Raw genomic sequence first — 16,445 nt, 5'->3', positions numbered from 1 at the left:
ACGCCGGCAGGTTGCTTCAGACGATTTCGGCCACCAGGTGGCCGACGGAATAGACCTCGCCCACCGCGGCGTGGATCTTCAGGGTGCCGGAGGCCGGTGCCTCGACCTCCTGCACCGACTTGTCCAGCTCCAGGGTATACAGCGGCTTGCCCGCCTCCACCTTGCCGCCGTCGGCCACCAGCCACTCGGTCAGCGTGCCTTCCTGGGTGGAGAATCCGATCTGCGGGATACGTACTTCAACGCTCATTTCTGGGTCCTTTTTTCCAGCGTCCGGCGGATGGCCGCCTCGATGCCGCTGGCCTTGTACAGGTACTCGGCTTCCAGCACGCGCGAGAACGGCACGGTGACGTCGCGCGAAGCGACGCGCAGCACCGGCGCCTTGAGCTGGTCGAACAGTTCTTCCTGGATGCGCGCCGCGATCTCGGCGCCGCAGCCGAAGCTGCGCGGAGCTTCGTGGATCACCACGGCGCGGCCGGTCTTGGCCACGGATTTCAGCACCGTCCCGGTGTCCATCGGCGAGACCGTGCGCAGGTCCACCACTTCCACCGAGATGCCCTCGCCCGCCAGCTTGTCGGCCAGCACCATGGCGTCGCGGATCGGTCGGCCGTAGCCGACCACGGTGACATCCTTGCCCTCGCGGGCGACGTGCGCCTTGCCCAAGGGGATGATCTCGCCCTTCACCGGCACCGGGCCGGTCTGGGTGCGGGTCAGCTGGTCCTCGATGAACAGGCAGGGGTCGTCGTCGAAGATGCAGCCCAGCAGCAGGCCGTAGGCATCCGCCGGGGTCGACGGCACCACCACCTTCATGCCGGCCACGTGGGCGAACCAGGCCTCGAGCATGTCGGAATGCTGGCCGCCGGTGCCGGCGCCGGCGCCGGTGCGGGTGCGGATGGTGATCGGCACGTGCGTCTGGCCGCCGGACATGAAGCGCAGCTTGGCGGCATGGTTGACGATCTGGTCCATCGGCACGGTGATGAAGTTCATCAGCATGATCTCGGCGACCGGGCGCATGCCGGCCAGCGAGGCGCCGATGGCGGCGCCGACGATGGCCTGCTCGGAGATCGGCGTGGTCTTCACGCGCTCGGTGCCGAACTTGGTCGACAGGCCCTTGGTGACCTTGAAGATGCCGCCGCCTTCCTCGTCGGCGATGTCCTCGCCCAGCATGATGACGCTGGGGTCCATCTCCATGGCGTCGTGCAGCGCACGGGAGAAGGCTTCGGTGAAGGTGATGACCTCGGGCTTGGCTTGCGTAGCCGTAGCAGGGGCGCTCATGCGGCGGCTCCGTAGACGTCGATATCGATCTCGCCGACATCCGGGAACGGGCTGTCGGCGGCGAACTGCAGGGCCTCTTCGATCTGCGCGCTGACCTCGGCGTCGTAGGCGTCCAGTTCCGCCTCGGTGGCGGCGCCGCTGGCCAGCACGGCCGCGCGGGTGGCCGGCATCGGGTCGCGCGCCAGGTGGGCCTCGTATTCCTCCTTCGGGATGTAGGCGCCCGGGTCGCCGAAGTAGTGGCCCATGAAGCGGAAGGTCACGGCCTCGATCAGGGTTGGACCCTCGCCGGCGCGGGCACGCGCCACCGCTTCACCGGCGGCGCGCCACATGGCCTCGGCGTCGTTGCCGTCGACCGTCACGCCGGCCATCCTGTAGCTGGCGGCGCGCTCGCCGATGTTGTCGACGGAAGTGGTCTTGGCGTACTTGCTGGACTCGCCGTACAGGTTGTTCTGGCACAGGAAGATCACCGGCAGCTTCCACAGCGCGGCCATGTTGAGCGCCTCATGGAAGGCGCCGATGTTGGAGGCGCCGTCGCCGAAGGTGACCAGGGTGACGCGGCCGTCCTTCTTGAGCTGGGAGGCCCAGCCAAGGCCGGTGGCGATCGGCAGGCCGCTGCCGACGATGCCGGTGGTCACCATCACGCCGGTTTCCGGGTGGGTGATGTGCATCGGGCCGCCCTTGCCCTTGCAGGCGCCGGTGGCCTTGGCGTAGTACTCCGCGAACAGCGGCTTGAGCGGAATGCCCTTGGCCAGCTGGTCGTGGATGCCGCGGTAGGTGGTGACGAGATAGTCCGTGGGCTGAAGGTGCACGCCCATCGCCGCCGCCAGGATCTCCTGGCCGCGCGGCGAGTAGTACACCGCCGCGAGGCGACCGGAACGCAGCAGGCCGCGGAACTTCTCGTCGATCAGGTTGATCTGCCGCGCCTTGCGCCAGATGGCCAGCAGGGTCGCGGGGGTGAAGGAAGGATTGGCGCTCATGCACTCTCCTCATTGTGCGTGCACGTCGTTATACAACACTGATGTTGATTGTCCACGCGGATTGCGTGCCTGTAAAGGCGGCACTGCCGCAATGAGCAAGACCCCCGGACGCGCCGGGGCAAGCCCCGGGCACCGCCCCAGGGCCTGTCAACGCGATGAACATCGCTGCGACGCTTCCGGATTTGCCGCCAGGCCAGGCGCCAGGACGGCGCTTAGCGGGACGAGCAACGCCGCATGGCGGCAAATCTGGTGGCACCCGGAGGGCGGTGCCGTTTTGGCACAAGGCGCCGTCCCGCTCCGCTGATGCACGTCGAGTACACGTCACGTGCCGGGACTTAGCCCTGTAACAAGACGGTCTCCGTCGCAGCGATGTTCATCGCGTCAACAGGCCGCCCTAGCGGGCCGGCGGTTCCTTGATGAAGTCCGGGCGGGCGTCGCGGTATTTCGGCTGCTGCACCAGCACTCGCAGCTTCTGCAGGCTCTTGAACGGCGCCCCCACCGACATCGAGTTGATGACGGAGGACGGGATCGGCCCTGCCGGGTCGGTCATGGCGCGCATCTCCGCCAGGACACTGCCGTCGGCCTGCGGCGTCAGCGTCCACTGCTGCCGGGATTTCTGGATGCGCACGATGCCGGATTTGGGCGGGATCGCGTCCGGCGTGGCGGCATCGGCGATGGTGACGGCAAGGGTCTGCGCGTCCTGGCGGATTTCGCGCTGGCTGACGATGTCGCGGTTGTCCAGCGGCCAGGGCATCTTCAGCAGCTGGTAGATCTGGTAGCGCGCCGCGCTCTGGCGCTGCAGCACCTGGGCCTCGCCGATCGCGTCGCTGAGTTCGGGCGTGGCCGGCACGTCGTTCAGCACCGCCACCACCGCCGACAGGCGTGCCTTGATGCCGACGACACCGCGGATCTCGCGGATCTTCTGGCCCTCCACCGCCCGGGTATAGACCTGGATGCCGTCCTGCTCCTTGTCCAGCCGCCAGCCCTCGTCGGCCGCCTGCGCGAACGGGACAGCCAGCAGCAGGAACAGCGTCAGCAAGCGGGTCATGGAAGGCATCCGTGATTCGGGAGATTCAAAGGCTAGGGTGCGGGAGCTTGCCGGCGGCTGAAGGCCGGCCGGAGGCATCAGGCCAGCGCCTCCGCGTCGCTCACCACCGGCCGGCTCTCGCGCGTGGCGCGCATCACCTTGCCCGGTTCGCCCGGATCGACGATCTCCAGATGGTCCGCATGCACCGCCACGATCTGCGCGGCGAAGGGGAAATCCCCCAGCTTGGGTACGCGGTAGCTCACCGTGTCGCCCACCTTGAAGCTGGCCGGGTCGAAATTGAACGAAAAGGGGCACTTGTCGCCGCCGTCCATGCCGATCATTGCAAAGCTCCGGTGAAGCCGGGCCCCGGTTCCGTAGATCCGGGACCGGGGGGCCGACATGTTTGACGCTGCTACTTGTTGACGTTGACCACGAGGCGGCCGCGCACCTTGCCGGCGATCAGCTCGGCGCCGGCGGGGATGGCCTCGGCCAGGGAAATCTCCTTGGCGATCACGTCCAGCGCCGCGGGATCGAGATCGCGCGCCAGGCGGCTCCAGGCAACCAGGCGGCGGGCCTTGGGCGCCATCACGCTGTCGATGCCCAGCAGCGACACTCCTCGCAGGATGAAGGGCGCCACCGAGGCCGGGAAGTCCATGCCCTGCGCCAGGCCGCAGGCGGCGACGACGCCGCCGTAGCGGGTCTGCGCGCAGGCATTGGCCAGGGTATGGCTGCCGACGGAGTCGACCACGCCGGCCCAGCGTTCCTTCTGCAGCGGCTTGCCGGCGGCGCCCAGTTCCGCGCGGTCGATCACGCCAGCCGCGCCGAGCTGCTGGAGGTAGTCCGCCTCGGCGGCCTTGCCGGTGGCGGCCACGACCTTGTAGCCGGCCTTGGCCAGCAGGGCGATGGCGACGCTGCCGACGCCGCCGGTGGAGCCGGTGACCAGGATCTCGCCCGCCTCCGGCTTCACGCCGTGCGACACCAGGGCCTCCACGCAGAGGCTGGCGGTGTAGCCGGCGGTGCCGATGGCCATGGCCTGGCGGCTGTTGAACGCCGGCGGCAGCGGCACCAGCCAGTCACCCTTCAGCCGGGCCTTCTGCGCCAGGCCGCCCCAGTGGCCCTCGCCCACGCCCCAGCCGTTGAGCACGACGCGGTCGCCGGCCTTCCAGTCGGCGTGCGAGCTGGCGCTGACCACGCCGGCCAGGTCGATGCCCGGCACCATCGGGAACTTGCGCACCACCGGCGACTTGCCGGTGATGGCCAGGCCATCCTTGTAGTTCAGGGTGGAGTACTCGACATCGACCGTGACGTCGCCCTCGGGCAGCTGGGCCTCGTCGAGCTTCGTCAGTTCCACGGTCTGGCCGGCGTCGGTCTTGTTGATCAGGATTGCGGAGAACATGTTGTGGGGTCTCTTGGGTACGGGCTCATGTTAGGGAGGGGGACGGCTTTCCGCGCCGCAGCATCTGCGAAGCGGTGGACATTTCACGCAGGCGGCTCAGGGGACCGCCATAAGGGCCTCGGCCAGGTCCAGATCGTAGCGGTTGCCGCCACGGCCCAGGTGTTCGTTGAGCAGGGCCCGCTTCAGGTACAGGTGGCAGAGGTGCTCGGCCGTCATGCCGATGCCGCCGTGCAGCTGCAGGGCTTCCTCCGCCACCCGGGCATAGACCGCGCAGGCCTGCAGCTTCGCCGCCTGCCCGGCCCTTTCCGCCGCCGGGCTGGCCAGGTCGTCTCCGGCCCGCGACAGGGTCTCGGCCAGCAGGGCCTCGGCACCCGCGACCTGGGCCTTCAGGTCCGCGCAGCGGTGCTTCAGGGCCTGGAACAGGGCCAGCGGACGGCCGAACTGGCGGCGCGTCCTGAGGTACTCCACGGTGCTGTCCAGCAGGGCCGCGGCGCCGCCGACGGCGTCGGCAGCCAGGGCGAAGTCGCGCTGCGCCGCCAGGCGCCGGGCCAGGGCCCGCGCGGCCTCGCCGCGCGCCAGGACGAGCCCGGGGTCCAGCTCCACGCCGGAGAGGCGCAGGTCGAACAGGCGCCGGGTGGCGTCCCAGGTGGGCCGCTCCCGCCACTCCACGCCGGCCTGCTTCAGCGAAACCAGGGCTACGCAGTCATCGGCGCAGAGCAGCACATGGCCGGCGAGGTCCGCCGAGGGCACGGCGCTGGCGGTGCCGCCCAATTTCCCGTCCGAGAGCGTCAGCGCGGGATCGGCCAGCGGCGCGGTGACGAAGTCCCGGGTGGCGAATCTCTCCACCCAGTCCGCCTTGCCCGCGGCGCAGGCCGCGTCGATGGCCAGCATCGCCGGCAGGTAGGGCGCCGCCGCGAGGCTGCGCCCGAACTCCTCGTGGAAGGCACAGGCGCCGGCCAGTCCCTGGCCCAGGCCACCCAGTTCCTCCGGCACGGCCACCAGCAGCCAGCCGAGCTCCAGCACCAGCGGCCAGGTTTTCGATTCGCTCGCAGCCAGACCTGCTTCGCCCAGCACCTGGCGGGCGGAATCACGCAGCTGGATCAGTTCGGCAGTGCTCACGCCAGTACCCAGTTCTTCGGCTCGCGCGGCATGCCCAGCAGGCGCTCGGCGATGATGTTGCGCTGGATCTCGTCGCTGCCGCCGGCAATCGACCAATTGTAGGAATTCATGAAATCAAAGGGCCAGTTGCCGGTTTCCATGCCGCCGCCGCGGATGAAGTCCTCGCGGTACTGGCCCTGCAGGCCGGCGATGCGCTGGCCCAGCAGGGTGAACTCGCGCAGCGTGCGCGCGTAGGCCAGCTTGACGATGGAGGCATCGCCCGCCGCCTCGGTGCCCTCGATGCGCTTGAGCAGGTAGCGGTCGGCCAGCGCGCAGGCGGCGTCCACCTTCGGGATCAGCCGGCCCAGCTCGCGGCGCAGCGCCGGGTCGTCGGCCACGCCGCGCTCGCGCATGATCGCGGCGATGCGCGGCAGCGAGTAGCGCATGCGCTGCGTCAGCTCCACCAGGGTGAGGCCGCGCTCGGAAGCCAGCGTGGACTGCGCCACCGCCCAGCCCTGCCCTTCTTCACCGACGCGATCGCTCAGCGGCACCTCGACGTCGTCGAAGAAGATCTCGGAGAACTCGTCGTCGCCGGTGATCTGCGCGATCGGCCGCACCGTCACGCCCTTGGTCTTCATGTCGAGCAGCAGGTAGGTCAGGCCCGCCTGCGGCGCGCCGGAGCCGTCGGTGCGCACCAGCAGCAGGCAGCGGTCGGCGAACTGCGCCAGCGTCGACCAGGTCTTCTGGCCGTTGATCACGTAGACGTCGCCGCGGCGCTCGGCGCGCGTACGCACCGAGGCCAGGTCGGAGCCGGCATTCGGCTCGGAAAAGCCCTGGCACCAGACGCGGCCTTCGAGGATGCCCGGCAGGTGCTGGCGCTTCTGCGCCTCGGAGCCCCATTCCATCACCGTGCAGGCGGCATGGTAGAGCGCCACGAAGAACAGGATCAGGCGCGGCGCGTCGGCGCGCGCCACTTCCTCGTAGATCACCTTCTGCTCGGCCAGAGAGCGACCGCCGCCGGGCCACTCGGCGCTCCAGTGGGGCGTGGCATAGCCGGCCTTCACCAGCTTGGTGAACCAGTCGCGCTGGGAGCGCACGAACATGTCCTGGCCAGTGCCGGTCTGGGCCGCGCGCCAGCCTGGCGGAACGTTCTGTTGCAGCCAGGCGCGGACCTCCGCGCGCAGGGCCTCGGGATTGCCGCCGGTGGTGGTCGTATGGGTCAAGGTCTGGTGACGGGTTCGCTGGGAGGCCCGTACTCCGAAGGGTGGTCCAGGGCGGCAAAGGCCGCCAGTTTCAAACCATTATGGCGCCCGCTCCCGGGGGCCGGATGTCCTCGCACGCAGCCAGTATTGCCTGTCGCCGCCAGCACCGTCCGGGGTGGGGTGGCGCCTCGCTAAACTGCGGCAGAACCCCTGCTGCTTTCAATCTCCCGACTGATCGAATCCGGCGGCCATCGCCGCGGGCCCTGCGGCCCGAATCCACGGTATTTCCATGCTGCTCACCTCCACCCAGCAAGCCATCGCCGACACCGTGCGCGAGTTCGCGCAGGAGCGCATCCGCCCGCAGGCCGCGCAGTACGAGGCCGCCCGCGCCTATCCGCCGGAACTGTTCCAGGAACTGGCCGCGCTCGGCCTGCTGGGCATGACCGCGCCGGAGGAGCACGGCGGGGCCGGGGCCGACTACGTGTCCTACGCCCTGTCGCTGATGGAGATCGCGGCGGCCGACGGCGCGCTGTCCACGATCCTGTCGATCCAGAACAGCCTGATCGTCTCCGCGCTGCTCAAGGACGGCAGCGCAGCCCAGCAGCAGCGCTTCCTGCCGGAGCTCACTTCCGGCCGCATGATCGGCGCCTTCGCGCTGACCGAGGCCGACGCCGGTTCCGACGCCTCGGCCATCCGCAGCCGCGCCACGCGCGTCGAGGGTGGCTGGGAGATCAACGGCAGCAAGCAGTTCATCAGTTCGGGCCGCATCGCCGGCCTGGCCATCGTCTTCGCGGTGACCGACCCGGCCGCTGGCCGCAAGGGCATCTCGGCCTTCCTGGTGCCCACCGGCACGCCGGGCTACGCGGTCGACAAGGTCGAGCACAAGCTGGGGCAACTGGCCTCCGACACCTGCAGCCTGCGCTTCGATGGCCTGCGCCTGCCGGAGGGCCTGCTGCTGGGCGCCGAAGGCCAGGGCTACCGCATCGCACTGGCCAATCTCGAGGCCGGACGCATCGGCATCGCCGCGCAGTCCATCGGCATGGCGCGCGCCGCCCTGGACGTGGCCGTCGGCTACGCCCGCGAGCGGCGCTCGATGGGCAAGGCCATCATCGAGCACCAGGCCGTGGGCTTCCGCCTGGCCGACCTGGCCGCACGCCTGGAGGCGGCGCGCCAGATGGTGCTGCACGCCGCGGCGGTCAAGGACAGCGGCGCGCCCTGCCTCACCGAGGCCTCCATGGCCAAGCTGGTCGCCTCCGAGACCGCCGAGGCGGTGTGCTCCGGCGCCATCCAGACGCTGGGCGGCTACGGCTACCTCGAGGATTTCGCGCTGGCCAAGATCTACCGCGACGTGCGCGTCTGCCAGATCTACGAGGGCACCTCGGACATCCAGCGCATGGTCATCGCCCGCGCGCTGTAAGCTGCGGGTTTCTTCATCTACAAAGCGAGAACATCGACATGAATCTGCAGGGAGTAGCGGCGGTCGTCACCGGCGGAGCGTCGGGCCTGGGTGCCGCGACGGCGGAAATGCTGGCCGGCCAGGGCGCCAAGGTCGCGATCTTCGACATGAACGAGGAGATCGGCCAGGCACAGGCCGCCAAGGTCGGCGGCGCCTTCTTCAAGGTCAACGTCACCGACGAGGCCAGTGTCGCTGCGGCCCTGGACGCGGCCGAGCAGAAGCACGGCGTCGCGCGCGTGCTGGTCAACTGCGCCGGCATCGCCGTCGGCGTCAAGACCGTGGGCCGCGACCATGTCCCGCACCCGCTGCAGAAATTCCGCCAGGTGATCGAGGTCAACCTGATCGGCAGCTTCAACGCCATCGCCCAGTTCGCGGCCCGGCTGTCCAAGGCCGACCCTCTGGGCGAGGAGCGCGGCGTGATCATCAACACCGCCAGCGTCGCCGCCTTCGAGGGCCAGGTCGGCCAGGCGGCCTACTCCGCCTCCAAGGGCGGCGTCGTCGGCATGACCCTGCCGATCGCGCGCGACCTGGCGCCGCTGGGCATCCGCGTGGTCACCATCGCCCCGGGCATCTTCTGGACGCCGATGATGGCCGGCATGTCGCCGGAGGTACAGGCCTCCCTCGGCAAGCAGGTGCCCTTCCCCAGCCGCCTGGGCAAGCCCGAGGAGTACGCGCTGCTGGCGCAGGGCATCATCGCCAACCCGATGCTCAACGGCGAAACCATCCGCCTCGACGGCGCCATCCGGATGAGCCCGAAATGAGCCACGACGATTCCCGCAGCCCCATCGGGAGCCTGAAGCTCCGGACCCGCTTCACCGACCTGGTGGGCATCGACTACCCGATCGTTCAGGGCGGCATGATGTGGGTGGGCCGTGCCGAGCTGGCCGCCGCCGTGTCCAATGCCGGCGGCCTTGGCATCCTCACCGCGCTGACCCAGCCCTCGCCCGATGCCCTGCGCGCCGAGATCGAGCGCTGCCGCCGGATGACGGACAAGCCCTTCGGCGTGAACCTGACGATCCTGCCCTCGGTCAGCCCGCCGCCCTACGCCGAATACCGCAAGGCCATCATCGACAGCGGCATCAAGGTCGTGGAAACCGCCGGGCACAACCCGCGCGAGCATGTCGAGGACTTCAAGGCCCACGGCATCACCGTGGTCCACAAGTGCACCGCCGTGCGCCACGCGCTCTCGGCCGAACGCATGGGCGTGGACGCGATCTCCATCGACGGCTTCGAATGCGCCGGCCATCCCGGCGAGGACGACATCCCCGGCCTGGTGCTGATCCCCGCGGCGGCCGACAAGGTGAAGATCCCGATGATCGCCTCCGGCGGCTTCGGCGACGGCCGCGGCCTGGTGGCGGCCCTGGCGCTGGGCGCCGAGGGCATCAACATGGGCACGCGCTTCTGCGCCACCGTGGAAGCGCCGATCCACGACAAGGCCAAGCAGCTGCTGGTGGACAACGACGAGCGGGGCACCAACCTGATCTTCCGCTCGCTGAAGAACACCGCGCGCGTCGGCAAGAACAGCGTCTCGGACAAGGTCGTGGAAATCCTGAAGCAGCCGGGTGCCCAATTCGAGGACGTGGCGCCGCTGGTGCGCGGCGCCGCCGGCCGGATGCTGCTGGAAACCGGCGACCTCGACGCCGGCCTGGTCTGGGCCGGCCAGGTGCAGGGCCTGATCCACGATATTCCCACCGTGGCGGAGCTGGTGGACCGCATCATGCGCGAGGCCCACCAGATCATCCGGCGGAGGCTGCCGGGCCTGGCGGCATAAGCAGCAAACCCGTGGAAGCGGCTGCAGCCGCGATGGGCCTCGCTGATGCCTCCCTCCCGGCCTGCCCCCGGGCCGGCCATCCATGGCCGGGTGTCCGGCGGGGCGGATGTCCACTGGACATCCGCCTATTCCGCGTCACCCTTCCCGAACACCGGCTTGCGCTTCTCGATCAGCGCCTGGATGCCCTCGCGGTGGTCCGGCGAACGCTGCGCCACCGCCTCGTAGGCGATGCCGGCATCCATCACCGCCGTCGCCACGCGCTTCAGCTCCAGGTTGAGCAGCACCTTGGTCCAGCGGATGGCGTTGCGGGAGCCGCTGAGCAGCTTGTCGCAGAACGCGTCCACCGCGGCATCCAGCTCGGCCATCGGCAGGCAATGGTTGATCAGGCCGATCTCCTCGGCCTTCTTCGCGCCGAGCAGTTCGCCGGTCAGCAGGTATTCCTTGGCGCGGCAGAGGCCGACGCGCGCCGGCCAGACCACGGCGCCGCCGTCGCCCGCCACCAGGCCGATGGCCACGTGCGGATCGCCAATCCGGGCGGTATCCGCCGCGAAGATCACGTCGCAGAGCAGGGCAATCGACGCGCCCAGGCCCACGGCATGGCCGTTGAGCCGGCAGACCAGCGGCTTGTCGAGGTCCAGCATCGCGAAGACGATGCGCTTGGCCAGGCGCACCTCGTTGTCGAACAGCTGCGGGTTGGCCGCGTTGTGGGCGACATGATCGAGATCGCCGCCCGCGGAAAAGGCGCGGCCGGCGCCGGTCAGCACCACCACGTCCGAATGCTCGTCCTGGGCGGCGTAGTGGAACACCTCCGCCAGTTCCTCGTGCATGCGCAGGTTGACGCCGTTGAGCGCCTCCGGCCGGTTGAGCGTGATGGTGAGCAGGCGTCCCTTTCGGGCAAGGGCCAAGGTGTCGAAGCGGCGCAGCGGTGCGCCGGAGGATGCGTTCATGTCCTGGCCTTGGCCGGGTTGTCGTGGGCGGGGGCATCCCGGCGGATGCCCCCGCAATGGGGTCTCAGTGCCGCGATTCGCCGCCGTCCACGACCAGCGACTGCGGTTCCTGCGCGCCCATGGCGGCGCGGTACTGCCGCGGCGTGAGCTTGAACTCGCGCTTGAACATGCGGCTGAAATGCGCCGGGCTCTTGAAGCCCACGCGATAGGCGATCTCGCTGATCGAGGCCTCGCCGGTCTTGGAGGCCGACAGCCACTGGCCGGCGGTCTGCAGGCGCTTCTCCCAGATCAGCGTCGAGAACGGCGTGCCGTGCAGCTTCAGCAGCAGGGACAGGTAGCGCGGCGAGATGCCGCAACCCCGGGCGACGCTGGCCACGCTGAGCTTGGCGTCGGACAGGTGGGTCTCGATGTAGCGCAGCACGTCCTGCACCCGCTTGTCGGCCAGCTTCTGGCGCTGCGGCACGCAGGAGTCGTGCTCCCGGATGGCCTCGCCCAGCACCGACAGCACGGTCTCGACCAGCATCTGGGCGACATGCTCGCGGATCTCGCCGGCATCCTCGAACAGGTCACTGAGGATGTTCTCGGCCATGCCGAACTTGCGGCCGCTGGCCGGCACGCAGAAGCCGCTCTTGAAGTCGTGGCAGCCGAGGCGCCGCAGCAGGTGCATCGGCACGGTCAGGTGCATCACCTCGTGCACGCCGTCCTCGCCGGGCAGGCACTCGACCGAGAACGGCGTCATGGAGCGGGTGAACACGAAGTCGCCGGGGCCCGCCACGCTGTCGCCGCCCGGATGGGACAGGCTGATGCGCCCGCGCTTGACGAAGGCGAAGGTGGCGACGTCGGTGGCATCCTCGCGGATGTGGTTCCAGGTGCGGCGGAAGAACTGCCGGGTCCGGGAGCGCAGGCGGATGATGGAGGAGGATCCGACGGCCTTGCGCTCGGCACGCACGTCGATCACCGAGCCGGGCTCGACCGTGTAGTCGCCGGTGTAGTACTCGCGGTTGCGCGGTCCCCGGAAAGCACTCTGGCAATCCTGATAGTTGCGCTTGTCGATCACGAACAGCGTTTCCATCTTCCACCTCCTCCTGTCGCCCGCACGTTCCCCGGCTGCGTTTCGCGCCGGGGTTTCTCCATGGGACAAATGCTATCGGGCAGCCGGCAAGGCGATCCCGCCCGTAGACGCAGGGGCCTGGACATTTCGCGCAGGGACAAGCGGGCATGTCCCGGAGGGACAACGGCCGGCGGCCGGCGCGCCGCCGGTCAGTTCTGCAGCTTCCAGGTGAAGCGCACCTGGGCCGTGGCCGCCTTGGCCACCCCGTCCTCCGTGGCCGGGGAGAAGCGGCACTTGCCCACGGCTTCCAGCGTGACCCGGTCCAGGGCCTCGTGGCCGCTGGACTGCGCCACCCGGGTCTGGCGGACCTTGGCCGAGGCATCGAGGTCCGCGGCGATCACCACCACCCCCTCCTCGCCGCGGCGTACCGATCCGGCGGGATAGCTGGGCCGCCGGCAGGACGACCAATCGATGGCGGCATCGACAATCTCGGCGGGACGGCGTGCCGCCGGGACCGGAGCCGGCGCGGGAACCGCCGGGGCCGTGGCGCGTACGGCGGCCTGCTGTTCCCTGGCCTGGGCCTCGGCCTGCAGGCGCGCCCGATCCGCCTCGCGCCGGGCATCGGCCGCCGCCGCCGCTTCCGTCCGCTGGCGCTCGCGGCGCGCCTCGTCATCGGCGGCACGGCGGCGCTGCTGCTCGTCGAGTTCGCTGAAGCGCTCCCCGAGGCGGCGCCTGGCCTGGTCCAGCGCCTCGCGCTCGTCCACCGCCGGTGCCGCTGCGCCGGTGGTGGACACCGCGGCGGTTTCCGTCGCCTCGGGCTCCTGGGGCTGCAGCCACCACAGCGAAGCCCCCACCACGACGCAGACCAGCAGCAGGGCCGCGGCGATGGAGTACTCGGCGGACTGGGCGATGCGTGCCAGCAGGCCCGGAGGCGAAGACGGAGACTCGGCCATGTTCAGCTCCGGCGCAGGAATTTGGTGAGGCGGGCCAGCAGGCCGGTGCGCTCGGCCGCCTGCAGCATGGGCGCCGTATCGGCCACCACGCGCTGCGCCTGGTCCGGATGCTGGCGCAGCATTTCATGGCGCCGGCTGGCGATATTGGCCGTGCCGCGCAGCACGCTGGAAGCCACCGGCTTCTGCAGCAGGCGGAACACCTGGCCATGGTTGATCAGGGAGATGCTGTGGCTGGCGTCGGCGCGCCCGGTGAAGGCGATCACGACCAGCGCCGGGTGATGCTGGCGCAGGGCACCGAGCAGCGGGCCCACGCCCTGGCCGGCAATGGCCAGTTCCGTGAAGATCACGCCGATCTTCTGCTGCCCGAGGATCTCCAGGGCCGCATCGATGGTCGCCGCGGCATGCACCTCGCGCTCGCCGCCCAGGGCGGCGCGCAGCGCGGCCCCGGTCTGGGGATCGTCGTCCAGCACCAGCACCCCGACCTCGCGGTACACCGCGTTCTGCGCCGGCCCCGGCGGCGGCTCCGGCGGTAGCTGCACGTGCTCCACCGAGGCCGCGCGCACCGCCGCCGCCATCGTCTCGCGCAGTTCGCCGTTGACCCAGGGCTTGGGGATGAAGCGGAAGATCTCACCCTCGTTGATCGAGGCGATGATGGCATTGAGATCGGAGTAGCCGGTCAGCAGCATGCGCACGGCCTGCGGCTGGACCTCGCGGGCCGTGCGCAGCACCTCGACGCCGGTGATGCCGGGCATGCGCTGGTCGCTGACGATGACCTCGAAGCGCTCCTTCTTCAGGATCTCCAGCGCCGCCGCTCCGCCTTCGGCCGTGGTGACGTCGTAGTCGGCGCGGAAGATCGCCTTCAGCGACATCAGGATGCGGCTCTCGTCGTCGACGAACAGCAGGCGCGGACGGGCAGGGGTTGTAGCCATGGTCAAGCGAAGGCCTCCTTCAGCACGATCTCGCCGGCCGGCTCGATCGTGGAGGTGGATGTGGCCGCCGCGGCCTTCAGGGGCAGCCGCAGGCGGAAGGTCGTGCCCTGGCCGGGCCGGGAATCCACCTCGATGCGGCCGCGATGGTCCTCGACGATGCGGAAGACGATCGACAGGCCCAGGCCGGTGCCCTTGCCGACCGGCTTGGTGGTGAAGAAGGGCTCGAAGATGTGCGCCAGGGTGTCGGCGTCCATGCCGCAGCCGCTGTCCTGCACCTCGACCACCGCCTCGTCGTCCTCGGCGTAGGTCCGCAGCATGATCAGGCCCTGGCCCTCGATGGCCTGGCCGGCGTTGCTGATCAGGTTCAGGAAGACCTGATTGATCTGCGAGGGTGCGCAGGGCACCAGGGGCAGCTCGCCGTACTCGCGCTGCACCTCGACGCGGCCCTTGAGCTGGCTCTGGCAGATCTTCAGCGCCGTATCGAGGCCGTCGTTGAGACTGAACAGCTCGGTCAGCGAGCGGTCGACGCGCGAGAAGTCCTTCAGGCCCAGCACCAGCTCCGCGATCTGCCCGAGGCCATGCTCCGCATCCTTGAGCAGGATTTCGAACTCGGCCAGCCCCTCATCCGCCGGCCAGCGCCGCTGCGCCTCCTCGCGTCGCCGCGCATCTCCGGACTGCTCGGCCTCGATCAGCTCGCGGACAAAAGGCAGGGATTCGCGCACGGTCTCGACGTTGCCGCGGGCATAGCCCAGCGGCGTGTTGATCTCGTGCGCCACGCCCGCCACCATCTGGCCGAGGGCCGCCATCTTCTCCGACTGCACCAGTTGCGCCTGCTGGAAGCGCAGGTCGTCCAGGGCCTTGCGCAGCTCTCCGGTCCGTGCCTGGACGGTTTCTTCCAGGCTGGCGTTGAGGTTCTGCAGTTCGTCATGGCTGCGGTCCAGCTCGCCGTAGCTGCGGCGCAGGCGCCAGCCGACGAGACCGAATACCGCGAGCAGCGCCGCCGCATAGATCGCCAGCACCTGCCGGTAGCGCGCCAGGTTGGCCTCGTCCTTGGCATAGTGCGCGATGTAGTTCTTCTGCAGCCGGTCGAGCGTCGCAGCCACCGGCACCTCGCCGAGCTTGCCGGCGATGGCCGTCAGCTGGTCCTTGTCGCCGACCACCCGGGCCGCGGCATTGCTCAGGGCGATCAGGCGGCTGCGCAGCGCGGGGGCCGAACCCGCACCGACCGTCACCTGGGTCATCAGGCCATCGAGGGTGTCCTGGTTGGTCGGCGCCGACTGCAGGCTGTAGGTCGTCACCTCCTCGAGCAGGCGCCGCACGGCACTGCGCAGGCCGGCATCGCCGGCCAGCGCGGGATCGGCCAGCACGAGGTCGCTCTCCTGTCCGAACTTCGCATAGGAGCCGGCGAACTCGCCGACCTGGCTGCGATAGGAACCCAGCAGGGCCTGCTTGTCGTCCAGCTGCTGCAGCAGGCCCGACACCGCGTTGCCGACATCGCGGGAGACCGCGCGCAGGCCGTCGCGATGCAGGGCCAGGGCAGTACGGGCCGCCTCGAGACGCCGCATTGCATCCTCCAGTCCCTGGGCATCGGACTCCAGGCTCAGGCGCGCCCGCATGACCTGGGTATCGGCCTCGACGTTCGCCGCGCTGAGCTGCGCCAGCGCCGTCATGCGTCCGAGGTGTCCTTCGAGCGTCTGCGGCTCGCCCTGCGTGCGGACGACCAGCACGGCCAGCATGGCCAGCGCTGCGCCGATGGATAGCACCATCAACAGTCTTTGCAGCATCGCCTTCCCCCTGTTCCTGCACCTGCCAGGCTGACGCTGGCTTGGATCATACTGAAAGCAAACTGACCCTTACCCCACCCTGCCCCGAGCCCTTCTCCGGAAAAAAAGAACGGCGCCAGCGATATTCCGCGCTGGCGCCGTGAGTTCCTGACTTTCCGGGTCAGGGGAGGAGACATCGGCGGCCATCGCCGCCCTGTTGATTCCTGGCCCGCGCCTCCCTGCCCCGGCACGGAAATCTGCGTCAGCACCCGCGGCCGTCCTGCGGCCGCCGCCTGGCCGCCGGGACTTCCTTTTCCCTTCCACGAGCACTATCCCCATCAGACCACCCTCCCGCCTGCGGCGGGCTACAAATCCTTCACCGCGTCACGCCGCGCGATTTCCTGATCCACGAACTTGATCCAGTTGCCAGCAGCCTGCGCCAGTGCCGGAGAGGCCGCGGCCGCCACGAACTGTCCCCGGGCCTCGGCGAACTTGTTGGCATTGAACAGCGCGGTGCCCAGCGCCATGTGCGCATCGGCGGGCTTGTCGAGGTTGCGCGACTTCAGGGCCGTGCGGAAAGCCTCCGCCGCGTTGTTCCAGTCG

16 protein-coding genes and 1 pseudogene are annotated in these 16,445 nt (G+C 69.6%); 3 read left to right on the top strand and 14 right to left on the bottom strand.

From position 1 onward, the window contains the following. Positions 1–16: 16 nt before the first annotated feature. From C3942_RS21350 to C3942_RS21315, 8 genes are all read right to left on the bottom strand, one after another. Entirely contained in the window at positions 17–247 is a 231-nt protein-coding gene (locus C3942_RS21350; protein ID WP_104232400.1) for a biotin/lipoyl-containing protein, read from the bottom strand. Beyond that, a complete protein-coding gene (locus C3942_RS21345) occupies positions 244–1,272 on the bottom strand; it encodes an alpha-ketoacid dehydrogenase subunit beta (RefSeq protein WP_104232399.1) in 1,029 nt (342 codons plus the stop codon). Before C3942_RS21345 ends, C3942_RS21350 begins: the two co-directional genes overlap by 4 nt. Continuing rightward, on the bottom strand, positions 1,269–2,249 hold the full coding sequence (locus C3942_RS21340; protein ID WP_104232398.1) for a thiamine pyrophosphate-dependent dehydrogenase E1 component subunit alpha: 981 nt from the start codon (positions 2,247–2,249) through the stop codon (positions 1,269–1,271). The genes C3942_RS21345 and C3942_RS21340 overlap by 4 nt, the downstream gene beginning before the upstream one ends. A gap of 394 nt (positions 2,250–2,643) precedes the next feature. Then, a complete protein-coding gene (locus tag C3942_RS21335; protein ID WP_165797569.1) occupies positions 2,644–3,297 on the bottom strand; it encodes an START domain-containing protein in 654 nt (217 codons plus the stop codon). Positions 3,298–3,374: 77 nt separating this feature from the next. Continuing rightward, a complete protein-coding gene (locus C3942_RS21330) occupies positions 3,375–3,617 on the bottom strand; it encodes a hypothetical protein (protein ID WP_104232396.1) in 243 nt (80 codons plus the stop codon). Between the two features lie 71 nt (positions 3,618–3,688). After that, positions 3,689–4,672, bottom strand: coding sequence for an acrylyl-CoA reductase (NADPH) (acuI, locus tag C3942_RS21325; protein ID WP_104232395.1), 984 nt, complete (start codon positions 4,670–4,672; stop codon positions 3,689–3,691). 96 nt (positions 4,673–4,768) lie between these two features. Then, a complete protein-coding gene (locus tag C3942_RS21320) occupies positions 4,769–5,791 on the bottom strand; it encodes an acyl-CoA dehydrogenase family protein (protein WP_207766187.1) in 1,023 nt (340 codons plus the stop codon). Further along, complete coding sequence (locus C3942_RS21315) at positions 5,788–6,993, bottom strand: acyl-CoA dehydrogenase family protein (RefSeq protein ID WP_104232394.1); 1,206 nt, start codon at positions 6,991–6,993, stop codon at positions 5,788–5,790. The genes C3942_RS21320 and C3942_RS21315 overlap by 4 nt, the downstream gene beginning before the upstream one ends. A gap of 268 nt (positions 6,994–7,261) precedes the next feature. On the opposite strand from C3942_RS21315, the gene C3942_RS21310 reads away from it, so the two are divergent. Genes C3942_RS21310 through C3942_RS21300 form a run of 3 tightly spaced genes read left to right on the top strand, consistent with a single transcriptional unit; the run spans position 7,262 to position 10,199 of the window. Then, positions 7,262–8,389, top strand: a complete 1,128-nt coding sequence (locus tag C3942_RS21310; RefSeq protein WP_104232393.1) for an acyl-CoA dehydrogenase family protein — start codon at positions 7,262–7,264, stop codon at positions 8,387–8,389. A gap of 38 nt (positions 8,390–8,427) precedes the next feature. Further along, positions 8,428–9,189, top strand: coding sequence for an SDR family NAD(P)-dependent oxidoreductase (locus tag C3942_RS21305; protein WP_104232392.1), 762 nt, complete (start codon positions 8,428–8,430; stop codon positions 9,187–9,189). Positions 9,190–9,221: 32 nt separating this feature from the next. Next, positions 9,222–10,199: an NAD(P)H-dependent flavin oxidoreductase gene (locus C3942_RS21300; protein ID WP_104232418.1), complete on the top strand. Its 978-nt coding sequence runs from the start codon at positions 9,222–9,224 to the stop codon at positions 10,197–10,199. 125 nt (positions 10,200–10,324) lie between these two features. On the opposite strand, the gene C3942_RS21295 is transcribed toward C3942_RS21300, so the two are convergent. From C3942_RS21295 to C3942_RS22465, 6 genes and pseudogenes are all read right to left on the bottom strand, one after another. Next, positions 10,325–11,146 carry an enoyl-CoA hydratase/isomerase family protein gene (locus tag C3942_RS21295; RefSeq protein ID WP_104232391.1) on the bottom strand — a complete coding sequence of 274 codons (822 nt, stop codon included), beginning with the start codon at positions 11,144–11,146 and terminating at the stop codon, positions 10,325–10,327. Between the two features lie 64 nt (positions 11,147–11,210). After that, positions 11,211–12,218: a helix-turn-helix domain-containing protein gene (locus C3942_RS21290; protein WP_104232390.1), complete on the bottom strand. Its 1,008-nt coding sequence runs from the start codon at positions 12,216–12,218 to the stop codon at positions 11,211–11,213. Between the two features lie 188 nt (positions 12,219–12,406). Beyond that, positions 12,407–13,150: an energy transducer TonB gene (locus tag C3942_RS21285; protein ID WP_104232389.1), complete on the bottom strand. Its 744-nt coding sequence runs from the start codon at positions 13,148–13,150 to the stop codon at positions 12,407–12,409. Between the two features lie 2 nt (positions 13,151–13,152). After that, positions 13,153–14,079, bottom strand: coding sequence for a response regulator (locus C3942_RS21280; protein ID WP_104232388.1), 927 nt, complete (start codon positions 14,077–14,079; stop codon positions 13,153–13,155). A gap of 2 nt (positions 14,080–14,081) precedes the next feature. Continuing rightward, the gene (locus tag C3942_RS21275) at positions 14,082–15,863 is read right to left on the bottom strand and encodes a DAHL domain-containing sensor histidine kinase (protein WP_104232387.1); all 1,782 of its coding nucleotides are present in this window, start codon (positions 15,861–15,863) and stop codon (positions 14,082–14,084) included. A gap of 344 nt (positions 15,864–16,207) precedes the next feature. Continuing rightward, positions 16,208–16,445, bottom strand: a pseudogene (locus C3942_RS22465) (hypothetical protein); the annotation flags it as partial.

This window comes from Solimonas fluminis (assembly GCF_002930645.1).
In the GTDB taxonomy this organism is placed as follows: domain Bacteria; phylum Pseudomonadota; class Gammaproteobacteria; order Nevskiales; family Nevskiaceae; genus Solimonas_A; species Solimonas_A fluminis.
The sequence above is the reverse complement of the archived record's forward strand: the minus strand, read 5'-3'. Positions and strand labels throughout refer to the sequence as shown.

What these genes read in the sequence shown, in the direction of transcription:
- C3942_RS21330 (WP_104232396.1), bottom strand. Translation starts at nt 3,617, where the DNA reads ATGATCGGCATGGACGGCGGCGACAAGTGCCCCTTTTCGTTCAATTTC.
- C3942_RS21335 (WP_165797569.1), bottom strand. Translation starts at nt 3,297, where the DNA reads ATGACCCGCTTGCTGACGCTGTTCCTGCTGCTGGCTGTCCCGTTCGCG.
- C3942_RS21295 (WP_104232391.1), bottom strand. Translation starts at nt 11,146, where the DNA reads ATGAACGCATCCTCCGGCGCACCGCTGCGCCGCTTCGACACCTTGGCC.
- C3942_RS21340 (WP_104232398.1), bottom strand. Translation starts at nt 2,249, where the DNA reads ATGAGCGCCAATCCTTCCTTCACCCCCGCGACCCTGCTGGCCATCTGG.
- C3942_RS21350 (WP_104232400.1), bottom strand. Translation starts at nt 247, where the DNA reads ATGAGCGTTGAAGTACGTATCCCGCAGATCGGATTCTCCACCCAGGAA.
- acuI (WP_104232395.1), bottom strand. Translation starts at nt 4,672, where the DNA reads ATGTTCTCCGCAATCCTGATCAACAAGACCGACGCCGGCCAGACCGTG.
- C3942_RS21280 (WP_104232388.1), bottom strand. Translation starts at nt 14,079, where the DNA reads ATGGCTACAACCCCTGCCCGTCCGCGCCTGCTGTTCGTCGACGACGAG.
- C3942_RS21290 (WP_104232390.1), bottom strand. Translation starts at nt 12,218, where the DNA reads ATGGAAACGCTGTTCGTGATCGACAAGCGCAACTATCAGGATTGCCAG.
- C3942_RS21275 (WP_104232387.1), bottom strand. Translation starts at nt 15,863, where the DNA reads ATGCTGCAAAGACTGTTGATGGTGCTATCCATCGGCGCAGCGCTGGCC.
- C3942_RS21310 (WP_104232393.1), top strand. Translation starts at nt 7,262, where the DNA reads ATGCTGCTCACCTCCACCCAGCAAGCCATCGCCGACACCGTGCGCGAG.
- C3942_RS21305 (WP_104232392.1), top strand. Translation starts at nt 8,428, where the DNA reads ATGAATCTGCAGGGAGTAGCGGCGGTCGTCACCGGCGGAGCGTCGGGC.
- C3942_RS21345 (WP_104232399.1), bottom strand. Translation starts at nt 1,272, where the DNA reads ATGAGCGCCCCTGCTACGGCTACGCAAGCCAAGCCCGAGGTCATCACC.
- C3942_RS21285 (WP_104232389.1), bottom strand. Translation starts at nt 13,150, where the DNA reads ATGGCCGAGTCTCCGTCTTCGCCTCCGGGCCTGCTGGCACGCATCGCC.